Source organism: Lentzea terrae, from assembly GCF_003265345.1.
In the GTDB taxonomy this organism is placed as follows: domain Bacteria; phylum Actinomycetota; class Actinomycetes; order Mycobacteriales; family Pseudonocardiaceae; genus Lentzea; species Lentzea terrae.
In genome coordinates, this window is sequence record NZ_QFWW01000019.1 from 293 (window position 1) to 17,228 (window position 16,936).

Annotated in this window: 20 protein-coding genes; 15 read left to right on the forward strand and 5 right to left on the reverse strand. The window is 68.4% G+C overall.

The annotated features are described in order from the left end of the window. Nucleotides 1-120: 120 nt before the first annotated feature. Both DI276_RS21850 and DI276_RS21855 read left to right on the forward strand, forming a co-directional pair. Nucleotides 121-945, forward strand: a complete 825-nt coding sequence (locus tag DI276_RS21850) for a GNAT family N-acetyltransferase (RefSeq protein WP_112266224.1) — start codon at nucleotides 121-123, stop codon at nucleotides 943-945. After that, nucleotides 933-1,745: a GNAT family N-acetyltransferase gene (locus DI276_RS21855; RefSeq protein ID WP_112266226.1), complete on the forward strand. Its 813-nt coding sequence runs from the start codon at nucleotides 933-935 to the stop codon at nucleotides 1,743-1,745. The genes DI276_RS21850 and DI276_RS21855 overlap by 13 nt, the downstream gene beginning before the upstream one ends. On the opposite strand, the gene DI276_RS21860 is transcribed toward DI276_RS21855, so the two are convergent. Next, the gene (locus DI276_RS21860) at nucleotides 1,742-2,191 is read right to left on the reverse strand and encodes an Lrp/AsnC family transcriptional regulator (RefSeq protein ID WP_112266228.1); all 450 of its coding nucleotides are present in this window, start codon (nucleotides 2,189-2,191) and stop codon (nucleotides 1,742-1,744) included. The genes DI276_RS21855 and DI276_RS21860 overlap by 4 nt on opposite strands. Before the next feature lie 80 nt (nucleotides 2,192-2,271). Here DI276_RS21860 and DI276_RS21865 point away from each other — a divergent pair, with 80 nt between their 5' ends. From DI276_RS21865 to DI276_RS21890, 6 genes are all read left to right on the forward strand, one after another. Beyond that, nucleotides 2,272-2,703, forward strand: a complete 432-nt coding sequence (locus DI276_RS21865; protein WP_112266230.1) for a rhodanese-like domain-containing protein — start codon at nucleotides 2,272-2,274, stop codon at nucleotides 2,701-2,703. A 25-nt stretch (nucleotides 2,704-2,728) separates the two neighbouring features. Next, nucleotides 2,729-3,484, forward strand: coding sequence for a type 1 glutamine amidotransferase (locus DI276_RS21870; protein WP_112266232.1), 756 nt, complete (start codon nucleotides 2,729-2,731; stop codon nucleotides 3,482-3,484). An 86-nt stretch (nucleotides 3,485-3,570) separates the two neighbouring features. Then, complete coding sequence (locus DI276_RS21875; protein ID WP_112266234.1) at nucleotides 3,571-4,704, forward strand: inorganic phosphate transporter; 1,134 nt, start codon at nucleotides 3,571-3,573, stop codon at nucleotides 4,702-4,704. Further along, nucleotides 4,701-4,886, forward strand: a complete 186-nt coding sequence (locus DI276_RS21880; protein WP_112266236.1) for a hypothetical protein — start codon at nucleotides 4,701-4,703, stop codon at nucleotides 4,884-4,886. The genes DI276_RS21875 and DI276_RS21880 overlap by 4 nt, the downstream gene beginning before the upstream one ends. A gap of 173 nt (nucleotides 4,887-5,059) precedes the next feature. Then, nucleotides 5,060-7,960, forward strand: coding sequence for a bifunctional [glutamine synthetase] adenylyltransferase/[glutamine synthetase]-adenylyl-L-tyrosine phosphorylase (locus tag DI276_RS21885; protein WP_112266238.1), 2,901 nt, complete (start codon nucleotides 5,060-5,062; stop codon nucleotides 7,958-7,960). Beyond that, nucleotides 7,957-8,889, forward strand: a complete 933-nt coding sequence (locus DI276_RS21890; RefSeq protein ID WP_112266240.1) for an NADP-dependent oxidoreductase — start codon at nucleotides 7,957-7,959, stop codon at nucleotides 8,887-8,889. Before DI276_RS21885 ends, DI276_RS21890 begins: the two co-directional genes overlap by 4 nt. Before the next feature lie 66 nt (nucleotides 8,890-8,955). Here the strand turns inward: DI276_RS21890 and DI276_RS21895 are convergent, their stop codons facing one another. After that, entirely contained in the window at nucleotides 8,956-9,189 is a 234-nt protein-coding gene (locus DI276_RS21895; RefSeq protein WP_112266242.1) for a hypothetical protein, read from the reverse strand. Nucleotides 9,190-9,323: 134 nt separating this feature from the next. On the opposite strand from DI276_RS21895, the gene DI276_RS21900 reads away from it, so the two are divergent. From DI276_RS21900 to DI276_RS21905, 3 genes are read left to right on the forward strand one after another with little or no spacing between them, the layout of a single operon-like run. Beyond that, nucleotides 9,324-9,863, forward strand: coding sequence for a hypothetical protein (locus tag DI276_RS21900; RefSeq protein ID WP_157984862.1), 540 nt, complete (start codon nucleotides 9,324-9,326; stop codon nucleotides 9,861-9,863). Between the two features lie 31 nt (nucleotides 9,864-9,894). Next, a complete protein-coding gene (locus DI276_RS51140) occupies nucleotides 9,895-10,056 on the forward strand; it encodes a hypothetical protein (protein ID WP_198680814.1) in 162 nt (53 codons plus the stop codon). A gap of 18 nt (nucleotides 10,057-10,074) precedes the next feature. Next, nucleotides 10,075-10,575 carry an NADAR family protein gene (locus DI276_RS21905; protein ID WP_112266246.1) on the forward strand — a complete coding sequence of 167 codons (501 nt, stop codon included), beginning with the start codon at nucleotides 10,075-10,077 and terminating at the stop codon, nucleotides 10,573-10,575. On the opposite strand, the gene DI276_RS21910 is transcribed toward DI276_RS21905, so the two are convergent. Beyond that, nucleotides 10,556-11,083: an NUDIX hydrolase gene (locus DI276_RS21910; protein WP_112266249.1), complete on the reverse strand. Its 528-nt coding sequence runs from the start codon at nucleotides 11,081-11,083 to the stop codon at nucleotides 10,556-10,558. The two genes, DI276_RS21905 and DI276_RS21910, sit on opposite strands and share 20 nt — an antisense overlap. Nucleotides 11,084-11,100: 17 nt before the next feature. Between DI276_RS21910 and DI276_RS21915 the strand changes: the two genes are divergently transcribed. After that, entirely contained in the window at nucleotides 11,101-11,421 is a 321-nt protein-coding gene (locus DI276_RS21915) for a hypothetical protein (protein WP_157984863.1), read from the forward strand. 42 nt (nucleotides 11,422-11,463) lie between these two features. On the opposite strand, the gene glnA is transcribed toward DI276_RS21915, so the two are convergent. After that, complete coding sequence (glnA, locus tag DI276_RS21920) at nucleotides 11,464-12,888, reverse strand: type I glutamate--ammonia ligase (RefSeq protein WP_112266253.1); 1,425 nt, start codon at nucleotides 12,886-12,888, stop codon at nucleotides 11,464-11,466. A 211-nt stretch (nucleotides 12,889-13,099) separates the two neighbouring features. Between glnA and DI276_RS21925 the strand changes: the two genes are divergently transcribed. Then, complete coding sequence (locus DI276_RS21925; RefSeq protein ID WP_332874705.1) at nucleotides 13,100-13,531, forward strand: RDD family protein; 432 nt, start codon at nucleotides 13,100-13,102, stop codon at nucleotides 13,529-13,531. Nucleotides 13,532-13,597: 66 nt separating this feature from the next. Here the strand turns inward: DI276_RS21925 and DI276_RS21930 are convergent, their stop codons facing one another. Then, a complete protein-coding gene (locus tag DI276_RS21930) occupies nucleotides 13,598-14,329 on the reverse strand; it encodes a DUF4191 domain-containing protein (protein ID WP_112266257.1) in 732 nt (243 codons plus the stop codon). 62 nt (nucleotides 14,330-14,391) lie between these two features. Here DI276_RS21930 and DI276_RS21935 point away from each other — a divergent pair, with 62 nt between their 5' ends. After that, nucleotides 14,392-16,461 carry an ATP-dependent DNA helicase UvrD2 gene (locus tag DI276_RS21935; protein ID WP_112266259.1) on the forward strand — a complete coding sequence of 690 codons (2,070 nt, stop codon included), beginning with the start codon at nucleotides 14,392-14,394 and terminating at the stop codon, nucleotides 16,459-16,461. A 137-nt stretch (nucleotides 16,462-16,598) separates the two neighbouring features. Then, a complete protein-coding gene (locus DI276_RS21940; protein WP_112266261.1) occupies nucleotides 16,599-16,844 on the forward strand; it encodes a hypothetical protein in 246 nt (81 codons plus the stop codon). Nucleotides 16,845-16,936: the final 92 nt, after the last annotated feature.

Sequence of the window (16,936 nt, forward strand, 5' to 3'; positions counted from 1 at the left end):
GACAATCTTTCAGCAGACCCCTGCGGGTCGAGCACTTCGGTGCTCCCCGCAGGGGTCTTCTGCATGCCCAACTGTGCTCGTTTCAAGAATTTCGCTTGCCCGCCCTGATCTCATGAACCCATGGACGCGGTCGTGCACCCAGATCTGGCGTCGTTCGACGCCGTCGCCCACGATCGGCTCGCGGCCGATCCGGTGCGGAACACGGTGGCCCTCACCTCACTGGACCGCATCCGCCGGCTGCCTGCCGAACACCAGCCGACGTTGGTCACCTTCCACGACGGTGGTGAGGTGATCGGCTCCCTGGTCCGCACGCCGCCCTGGCCGTTCCAAGCAGCCGATCTGCCGCTCGAAGCGGTCGACCTGGCGGTGCAGACCATCAACGAGATCGATCCGGACGCCCCCGGCGTCACCGGACCGCGGGACAGGTCAGAGGCGTTCGCCACAGCGACCGGCAAGGGCTACACGGAATCACTGGCCACCAGGCTGTACCGCCTGGGCACCCTCGCCCCACCCACCGTCCCCGGGACCGGTCGCATGGCCACCGAGGACGACGTCGAGCTCCTCGGCGCTTGGCGCAAGGCGTTCACCGGAGAAGCTGTGCCGGAAGCCCCGGACGAGAACACGACCGAAGTCGTGCGCGGCTCCCTGCGCCTCGGCAACGGCCACGCGCTCTGGGAGGTCGACGGCACCCCGGTCGCCTGGGCCGCCGCCAGCATTCCGCACGCCGGCATGACCAGGGTCGGCCCGGTCTACACCCCGCCGGAACACCGCAGGCACGGCTACGGCGCCGCGGTGAGCGCGATGGTCAGCCAGTGGGCGCTCGACCAGGGAGCCACCGAGGTGCTCCTCTTCGCGGACCTGACCAATCCGATCTCGAACTCGATCTACCAACGCATCGGTTACCAACCCCTCGACGACTGGGCGGAGTTCTGGTGGAAGCGCTGACCCACAACGACATCCGTGACTTCGTGGCCACCGCAGGAGCGTTCCTCGAAGCCGACGCGGTGAGCCACAGCGTGCATCTGACCTCAGTGGACGCCGCGCTGGAGGGCCGCCGCCAGCCCGCCGTGCTGATCTCGTTGCACGAGAACGGGACGGTCGTCGGCGCGGTGACCCGAATGGAGGGTCGCCCACTGCACGTAGCCGCCATGCCGCCCGCCGCGGCTCCGCTGGTGGTGGACACCCTGCGCAACGGCCCGGGCTTCACCGAGATCACCGGTCCGCTGGACCGCGTCGAGGCGATCCGCGCGTTGTGGCGCGACGGCGGCCGCGAGACCTACCGGCTGCGCCTCTACCGGCTGGAGGACCTGGTGCTGCCCGACGTGCCGGGCGAGGCCAGGCCGGTGACACCTGCCGACGACGACCTGATCACCGACTGGTGGATCGCCTTCGTGGCCGAACTGGACGGGCTCCCGCGGGCCGAAGCCGAGGAGCGCGCGATGGACAGCCGGTGGATGTCGGCCGGGCACGTGCTCTGGACGGTCGACGGCGTGCCGGTGTCCTGGGCGGCGAGCACCACGCCGGTGGGCGGGGTGTCGCGGGTCGGCCCGGTCTACACGCCGCCCGAGCACCGCAGGAACGGCTACGCGGCCGCGGTGACCGCCGCGGTCAGCCAGTGGGCCTACGACGCCGGCGCGGAGCAGGTCGTGCTGACCGCGGACCTCGCCAACGCGACCTCGAACTCCGTCTACCAGGGCATCGGCTTCCGGCAGGTCTCGGACTGGTCCGAGTACAAGTGGGACTAGTCAAAGAGCTCGGGCGACAGCGGGCGGTTCCGCACGTGCGACGAGAACACCAGCGAGGTCGTCGTGTCGCCGTACCGCTGCATCACCTCGACCAGTTCCTCGAGCTCGACCATCGACCGGCAGACGACGCGCAACAGCCAGCAGTCATCTCCAGTCACGTGGTCTGCGTCCAGAATCTGCGGCAGTTCCAGAACCTGGCTCCGGAACCGGGGCGTGTCGAGCGACCGCACCCGGACGCGCACGATCGACTCGATCGGCAGCCCGATCCGCGCGGGTGAGACCACCGCGGCGAAGCCCGTGATCACGCCGATCGACTCCAGGCGGCGCACCCGTTCGGTCACGGCCGGCGCGGACAGCGACACCTCGCGGCCGAGCGCGGTGAACGACATCCGTCCGTCGGTCTGCAGCAGCGCGAGGATCTTCCAGTCAACCGCGTCGAGGTCCACCTGGAAATCATAGGTAGAAGGCCGTGCACGCCTGGACTTCCGCATGTCAAAACGACAAGCGCCCGATCAAGATCTAGAACATGACCAACGCACTGCGCTTCCCCACCGCCGACCCCGCCACGGCCGCGACGTTCTTCGCCGCCGAGCTCGCGTTCGAAGCGGATCCGGACGACGTGCACCGCGACATGCAGGCGGGCGACACGCGCGGGTACGTCCTCGTGGAAACGCGCGCACCGGAGGCGTTCGCCCAGGCCCGCATTCCCGGCGCGATCAACCTGCCCTACCGCGACCTGCCGGAACAACTCGACCTCGATCCGGACCTGGTCTACATCTGTTACTGCGAGAGCTTCCAGTGCAACGCCGCGACCAAGGGCGCACTCGCGCTCGCGCAACGGGGCTACAGGGTGAAGAGGCTCGCCGGAGGCATCACGGCGTGGCGCGAGGCCGGTTACCCGGTCGAGGAGGGCGGGCACGCCGCGGCGGGTGTTTCTAAGGTCGCGTGTCATTGCTGAGTCAACCCGACATAGGCTCACGTGCGTGACCGCACCGCGTTTGCTCGTCCTGCAGCCCTCGCAGTCAGACCCGCTGGCGAAGCTGGGTGACTGGCTGGAGGCGGAAGGCGTCGAACTTCACCTCGTGGCACTGCAGGACGAGCCGGCGCCGGCGAGCCTCGACGGCTACCAGGGCGTGATCTGCCTCGGTGGGGAGATGGGCGCGCTGGACGACCTCGAGCACCCGTGGCTCGCCGACGCGCGCCGTCTGCTGAGCAGCGCTGTCGCGAAGCGGATTCCGACCCTCGCGATCTGTCTAGGTGCGCAGCTGCTCGCCGCGGCCACGGGCGGGCAGGTCCGCAAGGGTCCACAAGGGCCGGAGGTCGGGGTGCTGCTGGTGGCCAAGCGCGACGTCGCGGGCAACGACCCGTTGTTCGCGGATCTGCCGTTCACACCGGACGTGCTGCAGTTCCACAGCGACGAGGTGCACGTGCTGCCGCCCGGCGCGGAACACCTCGCGGCGTCCCCGAAATATCCGAACCAGGCGTTTCGGGTCGGAACGAGTGCTTACGGCCTGCAGTTCCACATCGAGACCACTCCGGAAATCGTCTTGAACTGGGCGGCGAAGGATCCCGACTCGGCGGCGTGTGCGCGGTCACAGCACTTCGACCAGGACTTCCTGGTGGAGGCGCATCGCGACTTCGAAGAGGTGTGGCAGCCGTTCGTGGCCAGATTCGCCAAGCTGGTGCGGGGAGAACTGTCGCCCGCGGGGTGTTCGGGCACACAACTTCCGTTGGTGTGACGTTACTTTCGTAGGTTATAGGGCATCCTGGGTTCCCGGTAACGTCATCTCTCGGACACCTTGTTCGATCCAGCCGGAGGATCAGTGTGGATCCCGCACTTGTAGTGATCATCGTTGTTGTCACTGCGCTCATCTTCGACTTCACCAACGGGTTCCACGACACGGCCAACGCCATGGCCACCTCCATCGCCACGGGTGCCCTGAAGCCCCGCACGGCGGTCGCGCTGTCGGCGGTCCTCAACCTGGTCGGCGCGTTCCTGTCCGTTGAGGTGGCCAAGACCATCTCCGGCGGCATCGTCGACGACGCCCAGATCACGCCCGCGATCATCTTCGGCGGGCTGGTCGGCGCGATCATGTGGAACCTGGTCACCTGGTACGTGGGTCTGCCGTCGAGCTCGTCGCACGCGCTCTTCGGTGGCCTGATCGGTGCGGCCTGGGTCGCGTCCGGTGTGGACGCCATCCACTTCGCCAAGGTCGTCGACAAGGTCCTGGTGCCCGCGATCGTCGCTCCGCTGGTCGCCGGCCTGGTCGCGGCCCTCGCCACGATCGTCGTCTACCGCCTCAAGAAGGCGGCTGACCCGCGCGTGTCGCACACCGGCTTCAAGGTCGGTCAGGTCGCGTCGGCGTCGCTGGTCTCGCTCGCGCACGGCACGAACGACGCGCAGAAGACCATGGGCATCATCACGCTCGCGCTGATCACGTCCGGCTCGTTGGCTCCCGGCTCGGCCCCGCCCACCTGGGTCATCGTCAGCGCCGGTGTCGCGATCGCGCTCGGCACCTACCTCGGCGGCTGGCGCATCACGCACACGCTGGGCCGCGGCCTGACGACCATCGAGCCCGCGCAGGGCTTCGCGGCGCAGACCTCGACCGCCACCGCGATCCTCGCGTCGTCGCACCTCGGGTTCGCGCTGTCGACCACGCACGTCGCGTCCGGCGGCATCATGGGCTCCGGCCTGGGCCGCGACCGGCACGGCGTGAAGTGGGGAACCATGGGCAAGATGGCCGCCGGGTGGCTGCTCACGCTGCCCGCCGCAGGCATCGTCGGTGCGATCGCGGGCAAGTGGGCGTCCAGCGGCACCAGCGGGGTCGTCGGCGTCGCCGTGATCGGTGGCGTGGTCTCGATCGGCATCTGGATCCTGTCGCGGCGCGAACCGGTGAAGCCCGAGCACATCGTCGACGAGGTGGCCGCGCAGGCCGAGCTGCACAAGGTGGCGGCATGACGATCAAGTGGGAAGCGCTGCTGCAGGTCTTCGGCGCAACGCTGCTGGTGACGTTGCTGGTGGTCACGCTGTTCGTGCTCGGCATCCGTGCGTTGTCGAGCGACAAGAAGGTGCCGGCGGTGGCGAGCTTCGCCGGCTGCGTCGCGGTCGTGTTGTACGGGCTCTCTCTGATCGTCTTCTAACGCCGTGCGGGCACGAGTGCCGCGTCTTCGGCGCTCAGCAGGGCGCCTCGCGGCACCGGCCGCACGTCCACAGCCAACCAGGATGAGGACGTGCGGCCGGCACCGCGATGCACCCGTCTGAACACCGAACACGGGGCAAAGGCTGCCGATCGCGGCACTAGGCTTGGCTCTCGATGAGCGAACTCGGCCGTGCCGCCTCACCAGCAAGATTCGGACTCACCGAGCCGCGCAGCGAGGAGATGCTGCGCGGCCTCGGCCTGTGGGCTGACCGTCGTCCCGCGGACGGCGCCGAGCCGGTGCTCGCCGCGCTCTCCCGCTGTCCCGATCCCGACCTCGCGCTGCGCGGGCTGGAACGCCTGCACTCAGCTGCGGACTGGGGCGCGCTGTCGGCCGCGCTGCACGAGGACGTGGTCGTGCGCGGGCGGCTGCTGGCCGTCCTCGGGTCGTCGACCGCGCTGTCGGACTTTCTCGTCGCGAACCCCGAGCGGTGGCGATCGCTCACCGACGGGGTCGACGTGTCGCTGGATCTGTCCGACGGCGGCGTCCTGCGCACGGAGTACCGCGCGAAGCTGCTGCTCGTGGCGGCCAACGACCTGGCGCACGTCGTTGAGCCGACGCTGCCCTACGTCCCGTACGACACGGTGGCCGCGCAACTGTCCGATTTGGCCGTGTCGGCGTTGCGGGCGTCGTTGCAGCTCGCCGCAGAGCGGGTCAACGGCGCGGACCGGTGCCGGCTCGCGGTGATCGCGATGGGCAAGTGCGGTGCGAACGAGCTGAACTACGTGAGCGACGTCGACGTCGTGTTCGTCGGTGAGGGCGATCTCGGCGTGGCGACGCGGCTGGCCAGCACGATGATGCAGATCGCGGGCCAGTCGTGCTTCGAGGTCGACGCGGCGCTGCGGCCGGAGGGCAAGGCGGGGGCGCTGGTCCGGACGTTGGACGGGCACGCGTCGTACTACAAGAAGTGGGCGCGGACCTGGGAGTTCCAGGCGCTGCTGAAGGCTCGTCCGGTCGCGGGTGACGCTGAGCTGGGGCAGGCGTATCTCGACGTCGTGCGGCCTTACGTGTGGACGGCGGCCGAGCGCGAGAACTTCGTCGAGGACGTCCAGGCGATGCGCCGCCGGGTCGAGGACCACGTGCCGTCCGGGCTCGCCGACCGTGAACTCAAGCTCGGCCGCGGCGGTCTGCGCGACGTCGAGTTCGCGGTGCAGCTGCTGCAGCTCGTGCACGGTCGTTCGGACGAGAGCCTGCGGATTCAGGCAACGACAGCCGCGTTGGCCGCGCTGGGCACGGGCGGGTACGTCGGGCGCAACGACGCGGCGGACTTCGGGCGCTCGTACCGGTTCCTGCGCACGTTGGAGCACCGGCTGCAGCTGCAGCGTTTACTGCGCACGCACCTCTTCCCGGCCGACGACGACACCACGGCGTTGCGCTGGCTGGCACGCTCGGTCGGTCTGGCGGCGGACGGGCGGAAGTCGGAGGGGCAAGTGCTGCTCGCGGAGTTCCGCAAGCACGCCAACCAGGTCCGGCGGCTGCACGAGAAGCTGTTCTACCGGCCGCTGCTGCAGTCCGTGGCGGGCGTGCCGACCGAGGCGTTGCGGCTCACCACCAAGGAAGCCGTGGCACGGCTCGCCGCGTTGGGCTACACGTCGCCGGACGGGGCGTTGCGGCACATCCAGGCGTTGACGCACGGCGTTTCCCGGCGGGCTCGCATCCAGGGCGCTTTGCTGCCGGTGCTGCTGGATTTGTTCGCTTTGACGCCTGACGCGGACGGCGGGCTGCTGGCGTACCGGAAGGTGTCGGAGGCGCTCGCCGAAACACCCTGGTACCTGCGGCTTTTGCGCGACGAGGGCGCGGTCGTCGAACGGCTCGCGGTGTTGCTGGGCACGTCCCGCTTCGTCCCCGACCTGCTGGTGCGGGCCCCGGAGGTGTTGCGGCTGCTCGCGGACACCGAGGCGTTGGCCGGCGGTGATCCGCACTCGATCGGAAACCCGTTGCGCAGCGCGGTTTCCCGGTACGACGACCTGCCTCGCGCCGTTGCCGCGGCGCGATCGTTGCGGCGGCACGAGATGCTGCGGGTTGCCGCCGCGGACCTGTTGGGGTTCATGCCGTTGGAGACGGTGTGCGTGTCGCTGTCCGAGGTGTGGGGAGCGGTGCTGCAGAGCGCTCTTGATGCCGCGGTGCGTGCGGCCGGGGAGCCGGTTGCCGCGCTCGCCGTGATCGGCATGGGACGGCTCGGCGGGCACGAGCTCGGGTACAGCTCGGACGCGGACGTGCTGTTCGTGTGCAAGCCGTTCGACGGCGTTTCCGACGCCGAGGCGGCGAAGTGGGCGAGCGGCATCGTCGAGAACATCCGGCGGCTGCTCGGCGCGCCGTCGCAGGACCCGCCGCTGCAGGTCGACGCGGATCTGCGGCCCGAGGGGCGGCAGGGGCCGTTGGTGCGGACGCTGGACTCGTATCGGGCGTACTACCGGCAGTGGGCCGAGATCTGGGAGAAGCAGGCGCTGCTGCGGGCTCGGTTCATCGCGGGCGATGCCGCGCTGGGTGCCGAGTTCGAGACGTTGATCGAGCCGTTGCGTTATCCGGCTGACGGTCTGGACGCGGCGTCCGTGCGGGAGATCAGGCGGATCAAGGCGCGGGTCGACGCGGAACGGCTGCCGCGCGGTGCCGACCCGAGCACGCACACCAAGCTGGGCCGCGGTGGCCTGGCGGACGTCGAGTGGACCGTGCAGCTGTTGCAGCTGCAGCACGCCGATGCGGTGCCTGACCTGCGCACACCGTCCACAATGGCCGCGATGGAGGCCGCCGTCGCTGGAGGTCTGCTGGCAGCTGAGGACGCCGCGGCCCTGACCGCCGCGTGGAACCTCGCGACGCACGCGCGCAACGCCGTGACGCTGGTGCGGGGCAAGGCCTCCGACCAGTTGCCGACGTCCGGGCGCGACCTCGTGGCGGTCGCTTCCGTGATGGGGTACCCGCCCGGTGGCGATCCGGGAGTGTTCCTGGAGGAATATCGCCGCACGACCCGCCGTGCACGTGCAGTAGCGGAACGAGTCTTCTACGGTGAGGGACTGTGAAAGCGATCGCGTTTACCCAGTTCGGCGACGCCGACGTCATGTCGTGGCAGGAGCTGCCCGATCCACTGCTGGGGCCGGACCAAGTCCTGGTGGAGGTGCGTGCGGCCGGGGTGAACCCGGTGGACTTCAAGATCAGAGCCGGGTACCTGCAGGGGCTGCTGCCGCACCACTTCCCGTTGATCCCCGGCTGGGACGTGGCCGGAGTCGTGCGTGCGGTCGGCATCGGTGTGACGGACTGGAAGCCGGGCGACGAGATTCTCGCCTACGCGCGCAAGGACCACGTGCAGTTCGGTGCCTACGCCGAGCTGATCTCGGTGTCGGACCGGATCATCGCGCGCAAACCGTCCAACGTGGACTTCGTGACCGCCGGTGCGCTGCCGCTGACCGGCCTGACGGCGTTGCAGGCGTTGAAGGCCGTCGGCACGGGCGCTGGTGACGTCGTGCTGGTGCACGCCGCGGCCGGCGGTGTCGGCCACCTCCAGGTGCAGATCGCCCGTGAGCTGGGCGCCGCGCGGGTGATCGGTACGGCCTCGCCGCGCAACCACGAGTTCGTGCGGTCGCTCGGGGCCGAACCTGTTTCCTACGGCGACGCGCTGGTCGACGCCGTCGCGGAGCTCGTCGGCGGGGACGGCCAGGTCGACGTGGTGGTCGACAACGTCGGCGGGCTCGCGTTCGACCAGTCGTTGCAGCTGGTGCGGGACCGGGCGCGGATGACGTCCATTGTGGACGGGCCGCGCGCGTTGGAGAACGGCGTGATCAACACCTGGGCACGGCCCAACGCCGAGCAGACGCAGTGGCTGGTGGATCTGGTCGCGGCCGGAACGTTCCGCGTCGAGGTGCAGCAGACGTTCCCGTTGGCCGAAGCCGTGAAGGCGCACAGGTTGCTCGAAGGCGGGCACGTGCGCGGAAAAGTTGTACTAACTGCCTGAAATCTTCATGTATATCTTCAGGTTTGGGGGCACTCCTGGCGGGGTGCCCCCAACTTTCTGGGCTGCTCAGTCCTCGTCCGAGTCGGGGTCGACAGCAGGAGCACTGGTGTAGACCTCGACCACCCACTCCTCCTCCAACGACTCGGCGTCGTCGGAGTCGGGCACGAGGCGGTTGTAGACGCGGACACCGAGATCGAGCACGTCAGCGGCCTGAACCGCTTCGAGCGCCTCGGCTGCCGAGTCGACGATGTGGGTGGTGAGCAGCTGCGGAGCCGTGAATTCGGCGACTTCTTGGGACACGGGCGGACACTAGCGCATTGACGTTTCACCCATTCGAGATGAGACTAGGGCCCGCTCGGGGGAGCTGTGTTTGTCACGGGGGTCGAACAGAGGAAGTCATGCAGCATCGTCGGGTCACGCGCCGCAGTAAGACCGTGATCGCCATCGTGGGCGTGGCTGCCGGTGTGCTCGGGTTACTGGGAGTGATCCAGTATGCACTGAGCGGTGGCAACTCCGCCGCCCAGCCCAACACCACCACCACGACGACTACGTCGAACGGCGTCGAAACCCCTGATGGCGCACTGGAAACAACCGAGCCGTCAGCGGAAGTCAAGGTCACGACGGGCTCCTTCAAGCAGCAGCGCGGCATGCTCACCGTCGAGGTGACCCGCGTAGAAGTCGCGAACGGGCGCGTGAAGCTCTTCGTGACGGCCACGAACGCCTCCCAGGCCCGCATGACCCTCCCCGTGGACGGCATCGCCGTCCTGGACGATCTGAAGCGCACCTACGCGGCCTCCAGCAGCAAGTGGGACAGCCTCGTCACGCAGGGCACCACGAGGTCGGGCACCGTCGTCCTCGACGAGAAGCTCGGTTCGGGTGTGAACTCGCTCACGCTGACGTTCAACTCGATCTCCGGCCAGTTCGCCCCGACCGGCGCCGCGATCACCGTGACGGGCATCCCGATCCCGAAGTGATTCAGTCCGCTCGGGTGGGTACGCCTCGTGCATGACTCAACGCGGAAGTGATCAGCACGGCTTCGCGAAGGACGACCAGCTGAAGAAGGAGCTGAAGAACGAGCTGCGCGCGGGCGGCCCGACGCGCTCCCAGGAGTGGCGCGAGCCCGAACTGCCGACCACAGACGAAATCGATGAGGGCGAACGGCGCTAGGCGACCTACTGTGGCCGCGTGAAGTACCTGTTCTTCTGGGGCCACCAGCCCGAACGCGACGGCAGCATCGGCAAGGGCTGCCTCTCGCAGTGGTGGCCGTGCACGTTCGTCGTCGACGGCCAGTCCTTCGCCTCCGCCGAGCACTACATGATGTGGCGCAAGGCTTTGCTGTTCGACGACACAGCTGTGGCCGCGCGGGTGCTGGCTGCTTCGTCACCGGCCGCGGCCAAGTCGTTGGGGCGTCAGGTCTCCGGCTTCGAGGACCCGGCCTGGGTGGCCGCGCGGCTGGAGATCGTGGTCGCCGGCAACCTGGCGAAGTTCTCGCAGAATCCTTCGTTGCGCTCCTACCTGCTGGGCACGGGTTCTCGCGTGCTGGTCGAGGCCAGCCCGCTGGACCGCGTGTGGGGCATCGGTTTGGAAGCTTCCGACCCGCGCGCGTCGGACCCGTCGTCGTGGCAGGGCCTCAACCTGCTCGGCGAGGCCCTGATGGAGGTCCGCGCTACGTTGTCCGCAGCGTGAGGTAGGTGGTGAGGCCCGCCAACGTGATCCCGCACGGCACGAGTCCTTTTCGGATCAGCCCTGGGATCTCGTTGAGCGGCAACCACTCCACCTTCGCGGCCTCGGCGGGGTCCGGCTCACCGGTCTTGACCGGGTCGGTGCCCACGAAGATGTGCGTGCAGTGGGAGCTGATGCCGTTCAACGGGTCGATCGTGACCAGCGGCTCGACCTTGACCCGGTAACCGGTTTCTTCCTCGGTCTCGCGGATCGCCGCGGTCTCCGCCGTCTCATTCGCTTCGCAACGGCCTGCCGGGATCTCCCAGCCCCACTTGCCGGTGGTGAAGCGGTGGCGCCACATCAGCAGCACGTGGTCGTCCTCGACGGCGACCACAGCCGTCGACGGGTACGGCAGCCTCACAACGTGGTGCTCGAACCGCGCGCCGTCAGGGATTTCCACGTCGTCGAGGTCAACGCTCATCCACTCGGACTCGTAGATCCTGCGGGTGCCGTGCACCGCCCACTGTGTCACGCGACTAGCAGTACCACGTGAACCCAGCGCACGCGCCGCACGTGTACTCAGACGTGTTCAGCTACTCAGGACCGGCCCGGCTCGTCTACGCGGACGGCACAGCGGCCGAGATGGAACGCGTGAACCTGATCGAGACGGTGGACGACGGATTCTGGCAGCTGTCCGGTGCCGGCACGGCCGCGGAGGCGCTCAGCGACGGCGAGGCCCGGATCAAGCTGCCCACCGGCGGCGAGGCGGATGTCCTGGTCACCAACGTCCGGGTGAGCACGGGTGCGCGAGGCGTGTCGTCCAGCGTGACGTTGCTCGGGAACCAGACAGACCGAGGGCCGGGTGACTGAAGCAGTCACCCGGCCCTCGGCCAAATCAGGCAGATCAGCCGATCACACGTCGTAGTACAGCGCGAACTCGTAGGGGTTCGGGCGCAGACGCAGCGGGTCGATCTCCTGCTCACGCTTGTACGAGATCCAGGTGTCGATCACGTCCGGCGTGAACACGCCGCCCTCGAGCAGGAACTCGTGGTCGGCCTCGAGGTTGTCGAGCACGGCGTCCAGCGTGGCCGGGACCTGCTTGACGTCGCGGGCCTCCTCGGGCGGGAGCTCGTAGAGGTCCTTGTCGATCGGGGCCGGCGGCTCGATCTTGTTCTTCACGCCGTCGAGGCCCGCCATGACCATCGCCGAGAAGGCGAGGTACGGGTTGCCGGACGAGTCGGGGCAGCGGAACTCGATGCGCTTGGCCTTCGGGTTGTTGCCCGTGATCGGGATGCGGACGCACGCCGAGCGGTTGCGCTGGGAGTAGACCAGCGAGACCGGGGCCTCGTAGCCCGGGACCAGGCGGTGGTAGCTGTTCACCGTCGGGTTGGTGAAGGCCAGCAGCGACGGGGCGTGGTGCAGGATGCCGCCGATGTAGTGGCGGGCGGTGTCGGACAGGCCCGCGTAGCCGCTCTCGTCGTGGAACAGCGGCGCGCCGTCCTTCCACAGCGACTGGTGGGTGTGCATGCCCGAGCCGTTGTCGCCGAAGAGGGGCTTCGGCATGAAGGTGACGGTCTTGCCGGCCTGCCACGCGGTGTTCTTGATGATGTACTTGAACAGCATCAGGTCGTCGGCGGCGTGCAGCAGCGTGTTGAAGCGGTAGTTGATCTCCGCCTGACCCGCGGTGCCGACCTCGTGGTGGGCGCGCTCGACCGAGAAGCCGTTCGCCTCCATGTTGAGGACCATCTGGTCGCGGAGGTCCGCGTAGTGGTCGGTCGGCGTGACGGGGAAGTAGCCGCCCTTGTACTTCACCTTGTAGCCGAGGTTGCCGCCCTCTTCGTCGCGGCCCGTGTTCCACCAGCCGGACTCGGAGTCGATCTTGTGGAACGACCCGTTCGCCGTGGTGTCGAACTGGATCGAGTCGAAGATGTAGAACTCGGCCTCGGCACCGAAGTACGCGGTGTCGGCGATGCCCGAGTCGGTGATGTACTGCTCGGCCTTGCGCGCGATGTTGCGCGGGTCGCGGCTGTACGCCTCACGCGTGAACGGGTCGTGCACGAAGAAGTTGACGATCAGCGTCTTCTCGATGCGGAACGGGTCCAGACGCGCGGTGTACAGGTCGGGCAGCAGCAGCATGTCCGACTCGTGGATCGACTGGAAGCCACGCACGGAGGAGCCGTCGAAGGCGAGACCCTCTTCGATCGCGTCGGCATCGAACGCCTTGGCGGGCAGAGTGAAGTGCTGCATCACGCCCGGCAGGTCGCTGAACCGCACGTCGACGAACTTGACGCCCTCGTCGGAGATGAACTTCAGCACCTCGTCGGAATTTTTGAACACCCTCGTCGACTCCTTGACTATGGAATACGGCTGGTCATCGCGAGCGACCGTATGTCCGTGGTGTTGCCCAACCGTCACTCGGATGTTTCGCCAGTGTTAACGGGGCCGCCCAACGGGGCAAGACGACCTGCCGGTCCTCACCCGATGTTCACAGGCTTACTCTGGTGGAGTGAGCAGGTGGACCGGTTCGTGGCTGTCAGGACCCAACTCTGTGCTGTCTCCGGGTGACGGGTCGAACGACGGCACCCAGCAGCGTTGGCGTGGCGAGCGTCACGGCTTCCCGGAGAAGGGGCCGGGCTCCATCGCCTCGATCGGACGGCGCACGTTCGCCATCCTCGTCGACTTCCTCCTCGCGGCCGGCGTCGCGGGCCTGTTCACGCGACCGGAACTGCCGCGCAACTGGAGCCTGCTGGCCTGGTTCGTCATCACCGTCGTCGCGGTGGCGTTCTTCGGGTTCACGCCGGGGCACGCGTTGTTCGGGCTGCGGGTCGCGCGCATCGACGGCAAGGCGTTCGTGCACCTGCCCCGCGCGCTGCTGCGCACCGTCCTCATCTTCCCGCTGATCCCGGCGCTGGTCTGGGACGCGGACGGACGATGCCTGCACGACAAGGCGGCCGGTACCGTCGTCATCAAGGTTCGATAGCGTCTGACGTGCAGAAAGGCCCGCCGCAACGAGTGCGGCGGGCCTTTTGCGTGGTGGGAGCTGCGGCTAGCGGCGGCGCATGGCCCGCTGGACGTTGCGCATCTTGGCGCCCTGCGGCATTGGACCCTTGGGCAGTGCGGCACCGCGGCTGGACAGCGCGGCGAGGCGGGTCTCCAGCGCGTCGACCTGGGCGGCCGTGATGTTGCGCGGCAGCTTCATCAGCTTCGACTGCAGCTTCTTCAGCGGGACCTGACCCTCTTCGGAGCCGATGATGAAGTCGTAGATCGGGGTCTCGCCGATGACGCGCGCGATGCGCTTCTTCTCCTGCGCGAGCAGCGGCTTCACCCGCTGCGGGGCGCCCTCGGCGACCAGGACGACGCCCGGACGGCCGAGCACGCGGTGCACGGCGTCGAGCTGCGTGGTGCCCGCGACGGCCGGCGTCACGCGCCAGCGGCCGCGCAGGTTCTCCAGCGCCCACGCACCGGCGCCCGGCTGGCCGTCGGCCTTGCGGAAGACGTTGCTCTGCACGCGGCGGCCGAAGATGATCACGGCCAGCAGCGCGCCGATCGCGACACCGAGCGGTACGACCATGAACCACTGGATGTCGAAGACAAGGCTGACCGCGACCGCGATCGCGGTGACGCCCAGCAGCGCTCCCAGCATCAGCGGGATCAGCGCCTTGTCCTCGCGGCGTTGCATCTTGAACGCCTCGAAGATCTGCTTGCGCCGTTCGCGTGAAGCCGCGCGACGAACCTTCGCCGCTTCCTTGGCAGCCGCCTTGTCCTGCTTACCAGCCATACCCACCAGGATACGGCGCGGTGGTCTCGGTGTTGCATCGGCCATCTGCGAGACTGCCGGGCATGGACGCGTTGCTGGAGGGTCTTGATCCGGAACAGCGCGCAGCGGTGGAAGCGCCGCGCGGCCCGGTGTGCGTGCTCGCGGGAGCCGGTACCGGAAAGACGCGGACCATCACACACCGCATCGCCTACCTGTGCCAACGCGGCCACGTGGCTCCGTCGCAGGTCCTCGCCGTCACGTTCACCAAGCGCGCCGCGGGGGAGATGCGCACCCGTCTGCGCTCTCTGGACGTGCACGGCGCACAGGCCGTGACGTTCCACGCCGCCGCGTCGCGCCAGCTGCGCTACTTCTGGCCGCGGGTCGTCGGCGGTCCGCGCTGGGACCTGATCGACCAGAAGATCCGCGTCGTCGGCCGCGCCGCGTCCCGGCTGGGGCTGCCGACGGAGGCCGACGCGCTGCGCGACCTCACCGGCGAGATCGAGTGGGCGAAGTCGTCGCTGCTGACGCCGGACGCCTACCCGGCCGCCGCCTCGCGGGCCGCGCGCGACATCCCAGCGCCCGCCGAGCAGATCATGAAGCTCTACGCGATGTACGAGCAGCTCAAGAACGAGGCGCAGCTGCTCGACTTCGACGACCTGCTGCTGCACACCGCCGCCGCGCTCGAGGACAACGCGGAGGTCGCGCAGGAGTTCCGCGACCGCTACCGCTGCTTCGTCGTCGACGAGTACCAGGACGTGACGCCGCTGCAGCAGCGCGTGCTCGACGCGTGGCTCGGCGACCGCGACGACCTGACCGTGGTCGGCGACGCGAACCAGACCATCTACTCGTTCGCCGGCGCCTCGCCGCAGCCGCTGCTCAACTTCGGGCGGCGGTTCCCCGAGGCCGTCGTCGTGCGGCTGGAGCGCGACTACCGGTCGACGCCCCAGGTCGTGGCGCTGGCCAACGACGTCATCAAGTGGGCGCGCGGACGTCCCGCCGGCTCGCGGCTGAAGCTGATCGGGCAGCGGCCGGAGGGGCCGATGCCGCGGTTCCACGAGTTCGACGACGAGCCCGCCGAGGCCGACTCGGTCGCGCGGCGCATCAAGACGTTGCTCGACGAGGGGGTCGCGGCCTCCGAGATCGCGATCCTCTACCGCGTCAACGCGCAGTCCGAGGTGTACGAGCAGGCGCTCGCGTCGCACGGCATCCCGTACCTGGTGCGCGGAGGCGAACGGTTCTTCGAGCGCGCAGAGGTGCGCCAGGCCATGATCGCGTTGCGCGCGGCGGGTGATCTCGAGGGCAGCCTGCCCGAGGTCGTTCGCTCGGTGCTGGGACGCGTCGGGCTCACCGACGAACCGCCGACCGGTGGATCCGCGCGCGAACGCTGGGAGTCGCTGCTCGCTTTGGTGGAGCTCGCCGAGGAGTTCGTCGCTGCCGCGCCCGAGTCCGATCTGCCGCGGTTCTGCGTGGAGCTGGACGTGCGGGCCGAGGCGCAGCACCCGCCGACCGTCGAGGGCGTGACGCTGGCATCCCTGCACGCGTCGAAGGGCCTGGAGTGGGACGCCGTGTTCCTCGTCGGACTGGTCGAGGGCACGATGCCGATCCAGTACGCCGACGGTGACGAGGCGAAGGTCGAAGAAGAACGCCGCCTTCTGTACGTGGGCGTCACCCGCGCGCGTGAGCACCTCTGGCTGTCGTGGGCGCTGTCGCGTGCGGCTGGTGGACGTAAATACCGCCGCCGGTCGCGGTTCCTGTACAGCCTCGTGCCGGAGAATCACCCGGCTGCCCGAGTATCTGGCGCTGCTGCTCGACCTCCTCTTATGAAGAAGGAGAAGCCGACTTGCCGGGTGTGTGCCGCGACGTTGGTCGAGGCACAGGCCGTCAAGCTCGGTCGGTGCAGGTCCTGCCCGTCCGATGTGGACGAAGAGCTGCTCGAGTCGCTGCGTCAGTGGCGTGCGGGGCGAGCGCGGGAGCTGAAGGTGCCCGCGTACGTCGTCTTCACCGACGCGACGCTGATGGCGATCGCGGAGCAGCGACCCACGGATTCGGCCGGACTTGTGGCGATCTCGGGCATCGGCGCCTCCAAGCTTGATAAGTTCGGGGACGACGTGTTGGGCCTGGTCCGGGGCGGTATCGGGTACTCCGCCACCTGATCGGGACAAGTTTCGTTAAATAGGTTGCGAGCCCGTGGGACGGGGTCATAACCTGCTCATGCCGGGTCCGGAGGACCCGTCTGGGGAAGAAGAACTACTACTAGCTCGCAGAGACCTCTGAGGGAGGTGCACCGGTTGTGAACACGATCTTGATCGCCAAGTCCGCACTCGGTCTCCCCATGTCCGAGCACCTCTGCATGCCCACCTCCGCTCAGGCCGTTTGGCAGAAGTCTGCCCTGAAGTCGGTGGCACTGCTGGGTCGCGAGCGCGGCACCGGACTGTTCAACGAGCAGCCGATTGTCCGCCCGACCGCTGATGACGTTCCTAACTACACGACTGCGCTGTCCGCGCATCAAGTGAGAAGGCTCCTGCCGACCCCATAGAGGGGGTCGAAGGACCACCAGGCTCACGAAAGCCGCGGACTCGTACAGAGTCCGCGGCTTTCGTGTTTTTGCAGTACCCCACACAAGGAGAA